Here is a 14,076-nt window from a genome sequence, read left to right on the forward strand (position 1 = left end):
CCGGAACCGCTCAGTCCGGAACGGACTTCTGACCCGGGACGACGATCGCCGGCAGGTCCGCGAGCCCGGCCAGCGCCGCGGCGTGCACCTCGGTGGCCCGGACGGTCCCGTCGACCCCCGGCAGGTCCCGGGTGGCGGTCGCCGCGGCGACGACGGTCGGGACGTGACCGGCGGAGAACGCGCTGCGGGCCGTCGAGTTGATGCACATGTGCGTCATGAACCCGGCGAGGACCAGGTCCTGGTAACCCTCCAGCAGCTCGGCCAGTCCGGTGTGCACGAACGCGCTCGGGAAGTTCTTGACCACGACGGCCTCGCCGTCGCGCGGCGCCACCGAGTCGTGGATCGCGCCGATCGGGGCGGTGACGTCGTACGGGCTGCCCTCGCCGGCGTCGTGCTGCACGTGGATCACCCGGGCCCCCGCGGAGCGGGCCCGGTCCAGCAGGACGGCCGCCTCCTCCAGTGCGGGCTCGACGTTCTCCAGCCGCATCACGCCGTCGGTGTAGGTGTTCTGCAGATCGATCATGATCAGGGCCGACCGGCCCAGCGGCGCCGGCTCGACCGGCAGCCCCATCAGCCCGCGCAGGGTGTGCGGTGCGGACATCGGTGTCCTCCTTCGTACGGACGCACCGCGGGCCCGGACGGCGTGTCCGGGCCCGCGGTGGGTCAGCTCTCGTTCAGGTCCCGCCACTCGTCGTCGGTGAACAGCCGGGAGCGGATCAGGAACCGGACGCCCTCCGGCGCCTCGACCGAGAATCCGCTGCCGCGCCCCTTCACCACGTCGACGGTGAGGTGGGTGTGCTTCCAGTACTCGTACTGCGACCCCGACATCCAGAAGCCGATCGGCTTCTCGATCCCGTCCACCCGGAGATCTCCCAGGTGGACGTCCGAGCCGCCGATCTTGAAGTCACCGTCCGGGTAGCACATCGGGGCGCTGCCGTCGCAGCATCCGCCGGACTGGTGGAACATCAGCGGGCCGTGCAGCTCGGTGAGCGTCACCAGCAGAGCGGCGGCGGCCGGCGTCAGCGCCACCCTGGGGGTGACGGCTGCGTCCGGCTGCCCCATCAGAAGAAGCCCAGCGCGTTCGGCGAGTAGCTCTGCAGGACGTTCTTGGTCTGCTGGTAGTGGTCGAGCATCTGCTTGTGGTTCTCGCGCCCGATGCCGGACTGCTTGTAGCCGCCGAAGGCAGCGTGCGCCGGGTACGCGTGGTAGTTGTTCACCCACACCCGGCCGGCCTGGATGTCGCGACCCGCCCGGTAGGCGGTGTTCGTGTCCCGGCTCCACACGCCGGCGCCGAGGCCGTAGAGCGTGTCGTTGGCGGTCCGGATGGCGTCGTCGTAGTCGGAGAACCGGGCCACCGAGACGACCGGACCGAAGATCTCCTCCTGGAAGATCCGCATCTGGTTGTTGCCCTCGAACACGGTCGGCTTGATGTAGTAGCCGCCGGAGAGGTCGCCGCCGAGATCGGCCTTCTCGCCACCGGTGAGGACCTTGGCCCCCTCCTGACGACCGATGTCGATGTAGGACAGGATCTTCTCGAACTGGTCGTTCGAGGCCTGCGCACCGATCTGGGTGTCGGTGTCGAGCGGGTTGCCCTGCTTGATCTGCTCGGTGCGCTTGACCGCCTGCTCCAGGAACTCCTGGTAGATGCCGCCCTGGATCAGCGCGCGCGACGGGCAGGTGCAGACCTCGCCCTGGTTGAGGGCGAACATCGCGAAGCCCTCGAGCGCCTTGTCGTAGAACGCGTCCTGCTGGGAGGCGACGTCGTCGAAGAAGATGTTCGGGCTCTTGCCACCCAGCTCCAGGGTGACCGGGATCAGGTTCTCCGAGGCGTACTGCATGATCAGCCGGCCGGTGGTGGTCTCACCGGTGAAGGCGATCTTCGAGATGCGCTTGTTGGACGCCAGCGGCTTGCCGGCCTCGACGCCGAACCCGTTGACGATGTTGAGCACACCGGGCGGCAGCAGGTCGGCGACCAGGTCCAGCAGGACGTGGATCGAGACCGGCGTCTGCTCGGCCGGCTTGAGGACGATCGCGTTGCCTGCGGCGAGCGCCGGGGCGAGCTTCCAGATCGCCATCAGGATCGGGAAGTTCCACGGGATGATCTGGCCGACGACGCCCAGCGGCTCGTGGAAGTGGTAGGCGACGGTGTCGTCGTCGATCTGGGAGAGACCGCCCTCCTGCGCCCGGATCGCACCGGCGAAGTAGCGCAGGTGGTCGATCGCCAGCGGGATGTCGGCCGCCAGGGTCTCCCGGCAGGCCTTGCCGTTCTCCCAGGACTCGGCGATCGCGACCGCCTCGAGGTTCGCCTCGATCCGGTCGGCCATCTTGTTCAGGATGTTCGCCCGCTCGGTGGGCGAGGTCTTGCCCCAGGCCGGTGCGGCGCCGTGCGCCGCGTCGAGGGCCTTCTCGACGTCGTCGGCGGTGCCGCGGGCGACCTCGGTGAAGTTCTCCCCGGTGATCGGGGTGGGGTTCTCGAAGTACTGGCCCTTCGCCGGCGCGATGTACTCGCCGCCGATGAAGTGGTCGTAGCGAGGCTTGAACGAGACGACGCTGTCCGGCTGACCCGGTGCCGCGTACGTGGCCATCGATGGTCCTTCCCGTGGGGGATGTCCGTGGGGGATGTCCGTGGAGATATCACTGCATTGCGCGTGATGCCGGACACTAGGAAGGTGGGGGTTGCACAGGGGTTGCACGCAGATGCGGAACCTGAACCTCCGGAGAGTGCCGATCCCGCGGATTCGATTCAGGTAAGGCTGAGCTAACCATAGGGTGAGTGTCGTGACGCGTGAACGAGGCGGGCTGGAGCGGGCGCGTGGCGCCGCGCTGACCGGTTCGGCCGCACCGGAGGTGCGCCCGGAGATCCGGGCGTCCTGGGAGCGTTCGCTGGCCGCCGCCGTCGATCCGGAGCGGTCCCGGCCCTCGCACACCTACCAGCCGGGCGAGGTCGCCGAGCTGCGCGCCGGACATCCGCTGGCGCAGGTCCTGCCGCTGCTGCGGGAGACCCTCGTCGCCGCGGCCGAGCAGGCCAGGCACATGATGATCGTGACCGACGAGCGCGGGCACATCCTGTGGCGGGAGGGTGCGCGCGAGGTGCTGCGCCGGGCCGAGCGGGTCGAGCTCGTCGAGGGCACCCGCTGGAGCGAGGACTCGGTCGGCACCAACGCGATGGGCACCGCGCTGTCCGACGACCGGCCGGTCCGGATCCACTCGGCCGAGCACCTGGTCAGCGCCTATCACCCGTGGACCTGCGCGGCCGCTCCGGTGCACGACCCGGAGACCGGCCGCCAGATCGGCGCCGTCGACGTCACCGGGCCGGAGGAGTCGTTCCATCCGATGACGCTGTCGCTGGTCACCGCGGCCGCGCGGCTCGCCGAGCACCGGCTGGCGGCGCTGCTGGAGGATCGTGACCGGCGATTGCGGGACACCAACCTGCCGCACCTGTCCCGGCTCGGCGACGTCCCCGGCGCGCTGCTGTCACCACACGGCCGGGTGCTGGCCGCCACCCCGGCGCACCGCTTCCCTGTCCGGGTGACGCTGCCCGAGCGCGGCGACCGGATCCTGCTCGACGGCGGCGCCGAGGCCGTGCTGGAGCCGCTGGGCGAGGGCTGGCTGCTCCGGGTGCCCACACCCTCGGGTCCGGTGCTGCCGGCGCTCACCCTGCCGTTCCTCGGGGCCAGGGCGCCGGTCGCCCGGCGCGACGGCCGGCCGCTGCGGCTCGGGCTGCGGCACGCCGAGGTGCTCACCCTGCTCGCGCTGCACCCAGAGGGGCTGACGGCCGACCAGCTCGCCGGCGCGCTCTACGGCGACGAGGGGCGCCCGATCACCGTCCGGGCCGAGATGCACCGGCTGCGCCGCTGCGTCGGCGAGGACACCGTCCGTACCCAGCCCTATCGGCTCGCCGCCCGGGTGGACGCCGACTTCCTCCGGCTGCGCGAGGCGCTGCGGCACGGGCGGGTCCGCGACGCCGCGGCCGAGGCGGCCCGCGGTCCGTTGCTGCCGACCTCGGAGTCGCCGGGTGTGCGGGCCGAGCGCGAGCACCTGGTGGCCTCGACCCGTACCGCCGTACTGCGCTCGGGCGATCCGGAGGCGCTGCTCGCGCTGCTGCGCGCCGATCCGGACAGCGATCCGGACACCGAGCTGCGGGACCGGCTGCGGCGGGCGCTACCGGACGGGGACCATCGCGACCTGGCGCTGCCCGACGGCTGATCCACCCCACTCGTCCCGGCCGGCGAGCATGATCCCTGTTTCGGGAGTGCAGGTGTCGCTGTCGGCCCGCTGCACTCCCGAAACAGGGATCATGGTCGGCATGCCGGAGCAGCCCCGCGTCGAGCGGTTCGAGGACCTGGTGGATCGGGCGTCGCGGTTGGTCCCGGCGCGCGGGCGGGCGCTGCTCGGCGTCGCCGGGGCCCCGGGTGCCGGGAAGACCACCCTGGCACTCGCGCTGGTCCGGGCACTGACCGCGACCGGGCTGCCGGTCGTGCACGTCCCGATGGACGGCTTCCACCTCGCCGACGTGGAGCTGGCCCGGCTCGGCCGGCGGGACCGCAAGGGCGCACCGGACACCTTCGACGCCGCCGGCTACGCGGCCCTGCTACAGCGGCTGCGCGGCGCACCGGCGCGGGAGCCCGGACCGGTGTACGCGCCGGCGTTCGACCGGGAGATCGAGCAGCCGGTGGCCGGGTCCGTCCCGGTGCCCGCGGAGTGCAGGCTCGTCGTCAGCGAGGGCAACTACCTGCTCGTCGACACCCCGCCGTGGCGGGCCGTCCGGGCCGCGTTCGACGAGATCTGGTTCCACGAGACCGACCAGGCGCTGCGCCGGGAACGCCTGGTGGCCCGGCACGTGCGGTTCGGCAAGTCCCCGGAGCACGCACGGGCCTGGGTGGAACGCACCGACGAGCCGAACGCCCGGCTGGTCGAGACGAGCCGCGGACGGGCGGATCTGGTTGTGACCTGCGCCGACCTCCCGGCCTGAGCCCCGCAGACGACGCAGGGCCCGCCCCGGATGTCCGGGACGGGCCCTGCGTCAGGCACCGAGGGTGCTCAGCTCACTCCTCGCCGGCCAGTGCGGTCGGCGGGGTGTCCGGGACCGGCTCCGACGGCTTCGGCTCTCCGCGGAACACGAAGTGCGCCTTGTCGTCGTAGGCCTTCGAGTCCTCGGGAGCGTCGGTGTCGAGGCCCTCGACGTCGACCAGGATGATCTGGCCGCCCTCGATCTCGCCGAAGAGGATCTTCTCCGACAGCTGGTCCTCGATCTCGCGCTGGATCGTCCGGCGCAGCGGCCGGGCGCCGAGGACCGGATCGAACCCGCGGCGCGCCAGCAGCTGCTTGGCCTTGTCCGTGAGCTCGATGGCCATGTCCTTGTTGGCCAGCTGCTTCTCCACCCGCCCGATCATCAGGTCGACCATCTCGATGATCTGCTGCTGGTTGAGCTGGTGGAAGACGATGATGTCGTCGATGCGGTTCAGGAACTCCGGGCGGAAGTGCTTCTTCAGCTCGTCGTTGACCTTGGTCTTCATCCGCTCGTAGTTCGACGCCTCGTCGTTGCCGGAGGAGAAGCCCAGACCCACGGCCTTCGAGATGTCCTGGGTGCCCAGGTTCGAGGTGAAGATCAGCACGGTGTTCTTGAAGTCGACCGTGCGGCCCTGGCCGTCGGTGAGACGGCCGTCCTCGAGCACCTGCAGGAGCGTGTTGTAGATCTCCTGGTGCGCCTTCTCGATCTCGTCGAACAGCACCACCGAGAACGGCTTGCGCCGCACCTTCTCGGTGAGCTGGCCGCCCTCCTCGTAGCCGACGTACCCGGGAGGGGCACCGAACAGCCGCGAGGCGGTGTAGCGGTCGTGGAACTCACCCATGTCGATCTGGATGAGGGCGTCGTCCTCGCCGAACAGGAAGTTCGCCAGCGCCTTGGACAGCTCGGTCTTACCGACCCCGGACGGGCCGGCGAAGATGAACGAGCCGGACGGGCGCTTCGGGTCCTTCAGGCCGGCACGGGTCCGGCGGATCGCCTGGGACACGGACTTGACCGCGTCCTCCTGGCCGATGATCCGCTTGTGGACCTCGTCCTCCATCTTGAGGAGCCGGGTGGTCTCCTCCTCGGTCAGCTTGAACACCGGGATGCCGGTCCAGTTGCCCAGCACCTCAGCGATCTGCTCGCCGTCGACCTCGGCGACCACGTCGAGGTCGCCGGACTTCCACTGCTTCTCGCGCTCGGCCTTCTCGCCGAGCAGGGTCTTCTCCTGGTCGCGCAGGTGCGCGGCCCGCTCGAAGTCCTGCGCGTCGATCGCCGACTCCTTGTCCCGGCGGACGTTCGCGATCTTCTCGTCGAACTCCCGCAGGTCCGGCGGAGCGGTCATCCGGCGGATGCGCATCCGGGCCCCGGCCTCGTCGATCAGGTCGATCGCCTTGTCCGGGAGGAAGCGGTCGTTGATGTAGCGGTCGGCCAGCGTCGCGGCCGAGGCCAGCGCGTCGTCGGTGATCGTGACGCGGTGGTGCGCCTCGTACCGGTCGCGCAGACCCTTGAGGATCTCGATCGTGTGCGCGACCGAGGGCTCGGACACCTGGATCGGCTGGAAACGCCGCTCCAGCGCCGGGTCCTTCTCGACGTACTTGCGGTACTCGTCGAGCGTGGTCGCGCCGATCGTCTGCAGCTCGCCGCGGGCGAGCATCGGCTTCAGGATCGAGGCCGCGTCGATCGCGCCCTCGGCGGCACCGGCACCGACGAGGGTGTGGATCTCGTCGATGAACAGGATGATGTCGCCGCGGGTGCGGATCTCCTTGAGCACCTTCTTGAGGCGCTCCTCGAAGTCACCGCGGTAGCGGGAACCGGCGACCAGCGAGCCCAGGTCGAGGGTGTAGAGCTGCTTGTCCTTCAGCGTCTCCGGGACCTCGCCCTTGATGATCGCCTGGGCCAGGCCCTCGACCGCGGCGGTCTTGCCGACGCCGGCCTCACCGATCAGCACCGGGTTGTTCTTGGTCCTCCTGGAGAGGACCTGCATGATCCGCTCGATCTCCTTCTCCCGGCCGATGACCGGGTCCAGCTTGCCCTCACGGGCCTGCTGGGTGAGGTTGCGACCGAACTGATCCAGCACCAGCGACGACGAGGGGGTGCCCTCGCCGCGACCCGCGGTGCCGCTCTCGGCGGGCTCCTTGCCCTGGTAGCCGGACAGCAGCTGGAGCACCTGCTGGCGGACCCGGTTGAGGTCGGCGCCGAGCTTGACCAGCACCTGGGCCGCGACACCCTCGCCCTCGCGGATCAGCCCGAGCAGGATGTGCTCGGTACCGATGTAGTTGTGGCCGAGCTGCAGCGCTTCGCGCAGCGACAGCTCCAGCACCTTCTTCGCCCTGGGGGTGAACGGGATGTGGCCGGACGGGGCCTGCTGGCCCTGGCCGATGATCTCCTCGACCTGCTGCCGCACGCCCTCCAGAGCGATTCCGAGGGACTCGAGTGCCTTCGCGGCGACACCCTCACCCTCGTGGATCAGGCCAAGGAGGATGTGCTCGGTCCCGATGTAGTTGTGGTTGAGCATCCGGGCCTCTTCTTGGGCCAGGACGACAACACGTCGCGCTCGGTCGGTGAACCTTTCGAACAATTCGCACTCCTTGCCTGCTGCGCCTCACGTACAGCGCGACCAGCATCTTCTGCCCTGCCCCGGCATGCCGGAACCAGCACTGCGCCTCGCGTGACACCACGCCCGGCCGCCCCCGCAGGGGAAGACCTCATACCACTGTATCGGTCGACCGGCCTCCGGCGCCTCCACCTGACGTGCACAGGAGGACTGCCGGGCGTAACACGGGTTCCGCCGCCCGTGTTCCCGGGTGCGGTCAGCCGGCCTGCGCGGCGGCTTCCTCGCGCGCCCGCTCGGCGGCCTTGAACTCGCGGAACCCCTCCTCGTCGCGGCCGCGCCGCCAGTACCCGGAGATCGACAGGTCGTCCCGGGGGACCCCGCGTTCGCGGCCGAGGTGGCGGCGCAGCTCGCGGACCGCGATCGCCTCGCCGTGCACGAAGGCGTGCACCCGACCCGGCCGGAAGTTCAGTGCCCGGACGGCGTCGGGGAGCTGGACGCTGTCCGGGTCGCCGCCCGCGGTGGACCGGTGCAGCCACTGCACGGTGAGATCGGCGTCGCCCGGGAGCTTCAGCTCGTCGTCCGGGCCGTCGACCTGCAGGACGGCGACGGCCGGCCGACCGGCCGGGATGCGTTCCAGCGCCGCGGAGATGGCGGGCAGCGCGGACTCGTCGCCGACCAGCAGGTGCCAGTCGGCCTCGGGATCCGGCGCGTATGCGCCACCCGGGCCGACCAGCCGCAGCCGGTCCCCCGGCTTCGCCGAGGCCGCCCACGGCCCGGCCAGGCCGGTGTCGCCGTGGTGCACGAAGTCGATGACGAGCTCGCCGGCGTCGTGGTCGAGCGCCCGCACGGTGTAGGTCCGCTGGACGGGCCAGTGCTCGCGGGGCAGCTCGGCGTGTACCCGGTCCATGTCGAACGGCTCGGGGTACTCGACGCCCGGCTGCGGGAAGAGGAGCTTCACGTAGCGGTCGGTGTACCCGGTCTCCGGGAACTCCGCGAGGCCCGGACCACCGGCGACGACGCGCACCAGGTGCGGGCTCAGACGCTCGGTCCGGAGAACCTCGAGTTCGGTGACACGACGGGCCATGGCGGCTACCTCCCGGTCGGGGTGGGAAGGGGCCCGGGCGACGGTACCCCTCCCGACCATATAACTCAGGCAAGCCTTGCCTGATGTGACCGGTTCGACGTCGAACGTGCGAGTCTCAGTTCTCCTGGTGGTAGGCCTCGAGCACCTCGGCCGGGATCCGGCCGCGGTCGGAGACCTTCATCCCGCGCTTGCGGGCCCACTCACGGATCGCCTGGTTCTGCTCGCGATCGACCGACGGCCGGCGGGCCGCGGAACTCGACGCGGCACCGCGACGACGCGCCGGGCCGGCCGCACGACGGGCGGCGGCCACGTAGTCGGCGAGGACGTCGCGCAGCTTCTTCGCATTGTCACCGGTCAGATCGATCTCGTAGCTGCGGCCGTCGAGTCCGAACTCGATCGTTTCGTCGGCCGCGTCGCCGGTCAGATCGTCGACGAGTCGGACCTCTTTGATCTGCGCCATAGTCGCAGCCTCCCTGAAAGACCGTGCAGGTATATGTGTGCGAACCGGCCCGGCGCGCACCAGGGCAATACCCTGACGCAATTATGCTGCCGTGCGTAACACCAGAACCAGCTCGAATACACAGTAACCGAGAAAAGTTCGCCCCGTCGAGCAAGGGTCGAGTTCAATGGGAAATCGAGTCGAAAGCCACTCGATCGAGCCTCTGATAGTGGTCGTCCCCGGCCGCGAACACCGCGACCGGGGACGACCACACACCGCGGCCGCCTAGGATTCCCCGCGGACGAGCGGGAACAGGATGGTCTCCCGGATACCGAGTCCGGTGAGCGTCATCAGCAACCGGTCGACGCCCATCCCGAGCCCGCCGGTGGGCGGCATGCCGTACTCCATCGCGCGCAGGAAGTCCTCGTCGAGCTGCATCGCCTCGGGATCGCCCGCCGCTGCCTTGAGCGACTGCGCCTGGAGCCGTTCCCGCTGTTCCACCGGGTCGACCAGCTCGGAGTACGCGGTCGCGAGCTCGACCCCGAACACGATGAGATCCCAGGACTCGGACAGTCGCGGGTCGTCGCGGTGCGCACGGGTCAGCGGCCGCACCTCGACCGGGAAGTCACGGACGAACGTCGGCTCGGTCAGGGTGTGCTCGACCAGCTTCTCGAACAACTCCAGGACGATCTGCGCGGCTGTCGGGTATTCGGTCACGTCGACGTCGTGCTCGGCCGCGATCCGCTGCAGATCCGACAGTTCCGTGTCCGGGCTCACTGTCCGCCCGACGGCCTCGGAGACGGCGCCGTAGAGCGTGATCGAACGCCACTCGCCGCCGAGATCGTGCTCGGTGCCGTCGTGGTGCCGGACGGTCGTCGAGCCGAACAGCGCCCGCGCCGAGGACTGGATCAGCTCACGCGTCAGCACGGCCATGTCGTCGTAGGTGGCGTACGCCTGGTAGGCCTCGAGCATCGCGAACTCCGGCGAATGCGTCGAGTCGATACCTTCGTTACGGAACACCCGGTTCAGTTCGAAGACCCGCTCGATACCGCCGACCACGCAGCGCTTCAGGAACAGCTCCGGCGCAATCCGCAGGTACAGATCGGAGCCGAGCGCGTTCGCGTGCGTCACGAACGGGCGCGCGGTCGCGCCACCGTGCAGCAGCTGCAGCATCGGCGTCTCGACCTCGACGAAGTCGCGACCGGTGAGCGCCTCGCGCAGGGTCCGCAGCACGGCGGACCGGGAACGCACGGTCTCCCGCGCCTGCGGGCGGACGATCAGATCCACATAGCGCTGCCGGACCCGGTTCTCCTCGGAGAGCTCCTTGTGCACGGTCGGCAGCGGGCGGACCGACTTCGAGACCATCGACCATTCGTCGGCCTGTACCGAGAGCTCACCCCGCCGGGAGGTGATCACCTCACCGCGGACGAGGACGAAGTCGCCGAGATCGACGACCGACTTCCATCGGGTCAGCTCCTCGAGCCCGACCCGGTCCAGCGACAGCATCGCCTGCAGCTCGGTGCCGTCGCCCTCGCGCAGCGTCGCGAAGCACAGCTTGCCGGTGTTCCGCACGAAGATCACCCGGCCGGCGACGGCGACCGTCTCGCCGGTCGCGGTGTCCGCGGGAAGATCGGGATGGGCGTCGCGGACCTGGCGCAGCGTGTGCGTCCGGGGGACCTCCACCGGATACGGCTCGGTGCCCGCGGCCAGCAGATCCGCGCGCTTGGCCCGGCGCACCCGCAGCTGCTCGGGCAGGTCCGCCTCGGATCCGGGGTCGCTCGGGGTGCCGGGAGTGTTCACGACAAGTCAGGCTATCCGCGCCGCTCACGACCTCCGGCCGTCACCCCCCGACGGCGACCTGGTGCGCACCGACCGCGTCGCAGTCCCGCCGCAGCCGACCCTCAGCGCGCCGGGCGGTGGTGGCGCAGGTGCGTCAGCCGCAGGCCGTGCAGCGTGAGGTCCGGGACGTGCTCGGTGATCGTGTCCGCCCGGCCGTACACCAGTTCCGCGAGTCCGCCGGTGACGGCCACGGTCACCGGCTGCGCGGACCCGCCGAGCTCGGCCAGTATCCGGCGCACCAGGCCGTCGACCTGCCCGGCCGCGCCGTACAGCACGCCCGCCTGGACGGCCTCCACAGTCGTCCGGCCGATCACCGAGCGGGGCTCCACCAGGTCGACCGGGCGCAGCGAGGACGCCCGCTCGGCGAGCGCCTGCATCGCGATGTCGATCCCCGGCGCCAGCGCGCCGCCGAGGAACTCGCCGCGCGCCGAGACGACGTCGATGTTCGTGCAGGTCCCCAGGTCGACGCAGATGCAGGTGGTACCGAACAGGTGGTGCGCGGCGAGGCTGTTCACCACCCGGTCGGCGCCGACCTCGCGCGGATGATCGACCAGCAGCGGGACGCCGGTGCGCACGCCCGGTCCGACGACGAGCGTGCGCATCCGGTCCGACCAGCGCGACAGCAGTGTGCGCAGCTCGCGGGACGGGCCGGGGACGGTGGACAGCGCGGCGACCGCCGTCACCGCGGCGAAGCGCGGGCCGAGCATCCCGGTGATCGTCAGGTCGAGCTCGTCGGCGGTGGCCCCGGTGTCGGTCCGCATCCGCCAGCGGTGCTCCGGCTCCGGGGAGAGCGATGACGGGTCGGTGCCCGGCTCGGGTTCCGGGTAGAGCCCGAGCGAGACGTGGGTGTTCCCGACGTCGATGCAGAGCAGCACCGGCTACCGCGCCGCGGAGGAGAGGAGCCCCGAACCGGCCGGGGCGTGCCCGGGATCGGCGCCCAGCTCGGCGATCCGGTTGTCGGCGTCGACGAACACCACCCGGGACCGGTAGTCGCGCAGCTCGGCCTCGTCGTAGGAGCCGTAGGAGATCAGGATGACCAGGTCGCCGGGGTGCACCAGGTGCGCGGCGGCGCCGTTGATGCCGATCACCCCGGAGCCGGGCTCGCCGGTGATCACGTAGGTCTCCAGGCGGGCGCCGTTGGTGATGTCGACGATCGACACCTGCTCGCCCTCCAGCAGGTCCGCCGCGGCCATCAGATCGGCGTCGACGGTGACCGAGCCGACGTAGTGCAGGTCGGCCTGGGTCACGGTCGCGCGGTGGATCTTGGACTTCATCATCGTGCGGTACACGGGGTGTCTCCTCTGCTCAGAGCGCGACGGGCACGTTGTCGATCAGGCGGGTACGGCCGAACCGGGCGGCCACCAGCAGCCGGGCCTCCCCCGACTCGGGGGCGGGGCCGAGATCGGCGCCACGCAGCTCCAGGTAGTCGAGCTCGATCCCGGGCACGCCGTCGAGGGCGGTCCGGGCGGCCGTCAGTACCGCGTCGTGGCCGCGGGCGGACACCCCGGCGCCGGCGGCGAGTGCCCGGGACAGCACCCCGGCACGGACCCGCTGCTCCGGATCGAGGTAGACGTTGCGCGAGGACAGGGCGAGACCGTCGTCCTCCCGGACCGTGGGCACGCCGACGATGCCGATCCCGAAGTCCAGGTCGCGCACCATCCGGCGGACCAGGGTGAGCTGCTGGTAGTCTTTCTCGCCGAAGACCGCGGCGTCCGGGCCGACGATGTGGAACAGCTTCGCCACGACGGTGAGCACCCCGTCGAAGTGGCCGGGCCGGACCGCGCCCTCCAGCTCCGCTCCGAGCGCCCCGGCCCCGACCCGGATCTCCGAGCCGGGCGGGTACATGTGCTCGACGCCCGGGGTGAGGACCAGCTCGACGCCCTCCTCACGGCAGGCGTCGAGATCGGCCTCCAGCGGGCGCGGGTAGCGCTCCAGATCCTCCCCGGCTCCGAACTGGAGCGGGTTCACGAAGATCGACACCACCGGGACCACGGCGCCCGGCATCCGCCGGGCGTGCCGGATCAGCTCCCGGTGGCCCTCGTGCAGGGCACCCATCGTCGGGATCAGCACGACCTTGCGCCCGGCGCCGCGCAGCGCCCGGGTCACCGCGGTCAGCTTCGCCGGATCGGAGTGCACGGTCAGCCTGCCGGTCGCGTAGCCGTTGCGGGTGGTGGCGGTCACCGGTCTTCCTCCAGGGCCTTCTCGACGTCGTCCAGGGCGGCGCGGTCCAGCAGCCCGGCGGCCGCGGCGCGGCGGGCGGTCCGCCCGGCCAGCGCCCGGTAGCCGGCGGCCAGCTCGGGATCCGCGGCGGTGATGCGTTCCAGATGGGTCCGGACGGTGCCCGAGTCGCCCCGGGCGACCGGTCCGGTGAGCGCCCGGTCACCGTGCCGCAGTGCGTTGTCCAGCGCCGCCGACAACAGCGGGGCGACCAGCCGGTCGGCGGGCCGCACGCCGGCCGACTCCAGCAGCTGGACGCAGTCCCCGACCAGCGTCATCAGATGGTTGGCGCCGTGCGCGAGCGCCGCGTGGTAGAGCGGGCGGACCGCCTCGGGGATGCGTACCGGCTCGGCCGACATCTCCAGCACGAGCGCCTCGGCGACACTCCATCCGACGGCGTCGCGCGGGTCGGCAGGCTCCGGGCTCGCGTCGCTCTCCGCCACCCCGGGGGCGGTGACCCCGACGCAGCAGGACGCGAGGCGCTCGACGTCCTCGGGCCGGCCGGTGAAGGTCAGCGCCGGGTGCAGCGCCAGTGGCAGCACCCCGTGCGACGCGGCGGGCTCCAGCACCGCGACACCGTGCGATCCGGCCGTGTGCACCACGATCTGGCCGGGGCGGAAGCAACCGGCGGCGGCCAGACCGCGGACCAGGCCGGGCAGGACGTCATCGGGGACGGCGAGCAGCACCAGGTCCGAACGCGTGCAGACCTCGTCCGGCGGCAGCAGCGGCACGTCGGGGAGCAGCTCCGCGGCCCGGCGCACCGAGGCACGGGACACACCCGATGCGGCCACCACGTGGTGGCCTGCCCTGGTGAGGGCGGCTCCCAGCACCGAACCGACACGTCCGGCGGAGACCACACCCACGGCGAGCCGCGCAGGGCGGCCGGCATCGATCACAACTCAGTCCGTTTCCTCCCGCTCCGGTCCGTCTGG

At 71.2% G+C, this 14,076-nt stretch carries 13 protein-coding genes; 2 read left to right on the forward strand and 11 right to left on the reverse strand.

Features of this window, described 5'->3' with window-relative positions; genetic code table 11:
* Positions 1 to 10: 10 nt before the first annotated feature.
* The 3 genes from Pdca_RS31435 to exaC all read right to left on the reverse strand — a co-directional run bounded on the left by Pdca_RS31435 (position 11) and on the right by exaC (position 2,585).
* Complete coding sequence (locus Pdca_RS31435; RefSeq protein WP_085913267.1) at positions 11 to 601, reverse strand: cysteine hydrolase family protein; 591 nt, start codon at positions 599 to 601, stop codon at positions 11 to 13.
* Between the two features lie 62 nt (positions 602 to 663).
* On the reverse strand, positions 664 to 1,062 hold the full coding sequence (locus tag Pdca_RS31440; protein WP_085913268.1) for a DUF779 domain-containing protein: 399 nt from the start codon (positions 1,060 to 1,062) through the stop codon (positions 664 to 666).
* Positions 1,062 to 2,585, reverse strand: coding sequence for an acetaldehyde dehydrogenase ExaC (gene exaC, locus Pdca_RS31445; protein WP_085913269.1), 1,524 nt, complete (start codon positions 2,583 to 2,585; stop codon positions 1,062 to 1,064). The genes Pdca_RS31440 and exaC overlap by 1 nt, the downstream gene beginning before the upstream one ends.
* A gap of 193 nt (positions 2,586 to 2,778) precedes the next feature.
* On the opposite strand from exaC, the gene Pdca_RS31450 reads away from it, so the two are divergent.
* Complete coding sequence (locus Pdca_RS31450) at positions 2,779 to 4,206, forward strand: GAF domain-containing protein (protein WP_085913387.1); 1,428 nt, start codon at positions 2,779 to 2,781, stop codon at positions 4,204 to 4,206.
* Positions 4,207 to 4,306: 100 nt separating this feature from the next.
* Positions 4,307 to 4,972: a nucleoside/nucleotide kinase family protein gene (locus Pdca_RS31455; RefSeq protein ID WP_085913388.1), complete on the forward strand. Its 666-nt coding sequence runs from the start codon at positions 4,307 to 4,309 to the stop codon at positions 4,970 to 4,972.
* A 73-nt stretch (positions 4,973 to 5,045) separates the two neighbouring features.
* Here Pdca_RS31455 and Pdca_RS31460 read toward each other — a convergent pair whose 3' ends face one another.
* The 8 genes from Pdca_RS31460 to Pdca_RS31495 all read right to left on the reverse strand — a co-directional run bounded on the left by Pdca_RS31460 (position 5,046) and on the right by Pdca_RS31495 (position 14,037).
* The gene (locus Pdca_RS31460; RefSeq protein ID WP_085913270.1) at positions 5,046 to 7,589 is read right to left on the reverse strand and encodes an ATP-dependent Clp protease ATP-binding subunit; all 2,544 of its coding nucleotides are present in this window, start codon (positions 7,587 to 7,589) and stop codon (positions 5,046 to 5,048) included.
* Between the two features lie 232 nt (positions 7,590 to 7,821).
* Positions 7,822 to 8,649, reverse strand: coding sequence for a siderophore-interacting protein (locus Pdca_RS31465; RefSeq protein WP_085913271.1), 828 nt, complete (start codon positions 8,647 to 8,649; stop codon positions 7,822 to 7,824).
* A gap of 115 nt (positions 8,650 to 8,764) precedes the next feature.
* Positions 8,765 to 9,109 carry a histone-like nucleoid-structuring protein Lsr2 gene (locus Pdca_RS31470; RefSeq protein WP_085913272.1) on the reverse strand — a complete coding sequence of 115 codons (345 nt, stop codon included), beginning with the start codon at positions 9,107 to 9,109 and terminating at the stop codon, positions 8,765 to 8,767.
* Between the two features lie 264 nt (positions 9,110 to 9,373).
* Positions 9,374 to 10,888, reverse strand: coding sequence for a lysine--tRNA ligase (gene lysS / locus Pdca_RS31475; protein WP_085913273.1), 1,515 nt, complete (start codon positions 10,886 to 10,888; stop codon positions 9,374 to 9,376).
* 101 nt (positions 10,889 to 10,989) lie between these two features.
* Entirely contained in the window at positions 10,990 to 11,802 is an 813-nt protein-coding gene (locus tag Pdca_RS31480) for a type III pantothenate kinase (RefSeq protein ID WP_085913274.1), read from the reverse strand.
* A gap of 3 nt (positions 11,803 to 11,805) precedes the next feature.
* Positions 11,806 to 12,216: an aspartate 1-decarboxylase gene (panD, locus tag Pdca_RS31485; protein ID WP_085913275.1), complete on the reverse strand. Its 411-nt coding sequence runs from the start codon at positions 12,214 to 12,216 to the stop codon at positions 11,806 to 11,808.
* 16 nt (positions 12,217 to 12,232) lie between these two features.
* Positions 12,233 to 13,108: a pantoate--beta-alanine ligase gene (gene panC, locus Pdca_RS31490; protein WP_085913276.1), complete on the reverse strand. Its 876-nt coding sequence runs from the start codon at positions 13,106 to 13,108 to the stop codon at positions 12,233 to 12,235.
* Positions 13,105 to 14,037 carry a Rossmann-like and DUF2520 domain-containing protein gene (locus Pdca_RS31495; protein ID WP_085913389.1) on the reverse strand — a complete coding sequence of 311 codons (933 nt, stop codon included), beginning with the start codon at positions 14,035 to 14,037 and terminating at the stop codon, positions 13,105 to 13,107. The genes panC and Pdca_RS31495 overlap by 4 nt, the downstream gene beginning before the upstream one ends.
* Positions 14,038 to 14,076 lie beyond the last annotated feature (39 nt).

The organism is Pseudonocardia autotrophica, assembly GCF_003945385.1.
Classification (GTDB): Bacteria; Actinomycetota; Actinomycetes; order Mycobacteriales; family Pseudonocardiaceae; genus Pseudonocardia; species Pseudonocardia autotrophica.

What these genes read in the sequence shown, in the direction of transcription:
- Pdca_RS31435 (WP_085913267.1), bottom strand. Translation starts at nt 601, where the DNA reads ATGTCCGCACCGCACACCCTGCGCGGGCTGATGGGGCTGCCGGTCGAG.
- Pdca_RS31440 (WP_085913268.1), bottom strand. Translation starts at nt 1,062, where the DNA reads ATGGGGCAGCCGGACGCAGCCGTCACCCCCAGGGTGGCGCTGACGCCG.
- exaC (WP_085913269.1), bottom strand. Translation starts at nt 2,585, where the DNA reads ATGGCCACGTACGCGGCACCGGGTCAGCCGGACAGCGTCGTCTCGTTC.
- Pdca_RS31455 (WP_085913388.1), top strand. Translation starts at nt 4,307, where the DNA reads ATGCCGGAGCAGCCCCGCGTCGAGCGGTTCGAGGACCTGGTGGATCGG.
- Pdca_RS31465 (WP_085913271.1), bottom strand. Translation starts at nt 8,649, where the DNA reads ATGGCCCGTCGTGTCACCGAACTCGAGGTTCTCCGGACCGAGCGTCTG.
- Pdca_RS31470 (WP_085913272.1), bottom strand. Translation starts at nt 9,109, where the DNA reads ATGGCGCAGATCAAAGAGGTCCGACTCGTCGACGATCTGACCGGCGAC.